At 64.9% G+C, this 578-nt stretch carries 1 protein-coding gene; it reads left to right on the top strand.

Annotation, left to right across the window (positions count from 1 at the left end; all coding sequences use genetic code 11):
• A partial coding sequence (tssI, locus tag VF673_RS14995; RefSeq protein WP_440292523.1) for a type VI secretion system tip protein TssI/VgrG occupies positions 1-578 on the top strand: 578 nt, incomplete at both ends.

Here is a 578-nt window from a genome sequence, read left to right as displayed (position 1 = left end):
AGAACAGCTGCCCGACCTGGAAGACTACGACTACCCCGGCCGCTTCACCGACCGCAGCCGCGGCAAGCAACTGGCCCAGCGCACCCTGGAACGCCACCGCAGCGACTACCACCAGGCCACCGCCCACAGCGATCAGCCTACTTTGCGCAGCGGCCACTTCCTCGAACTGCAAGGCCACCCGAGAGACAGCTGGAACGACCTCTGGCTGATCACCGACATTCACCACGAAGGCAAACAACCCCAGGTTCTGGAAGAGTCCATAACCAGCGCAGAATCTGCGGGCACCGATTATTCCCCCTCTTCCGCGAAGGGGGAGGGGGAAACAGCCTTCACTCAGGGCTACCGCAACCACTTCACCGCCACCCCCTGGGCCACCCCTTACCGGCCAGCCCTCGCTCACCCCAAACCAAAAGTACTGGGCACCCAAACCGCCACCGTCACCGGCCCCGCCGGCGAAGAAATCCACTGTGACGAACAGGGCCGGATCAAGGTCCAGTTCCACTGGGACCGCGAAGGCCAGGCCGACGCCCACACCAGCTGCTGGCTGCGGGTGGCCAGCAGCTGGGCCGGCAACCACT

This window comes from Halopseudomonas sp. Lyrl_26, from assembly GCF_051948695.1.
Classification (GTDB): domain Bacteria; phylum Pseudomonadota; class Gammaproteobacteria; order Pseudomonadales; family Pseudomonadaceae; genus Halopseudomonas; species Halopseudomonas formosensis.
The sequence above is the reverse complement of the archived record's forward strand: the minus strand, read 5'-3'. Positions and strand labels throughout refer to the sequence as shown.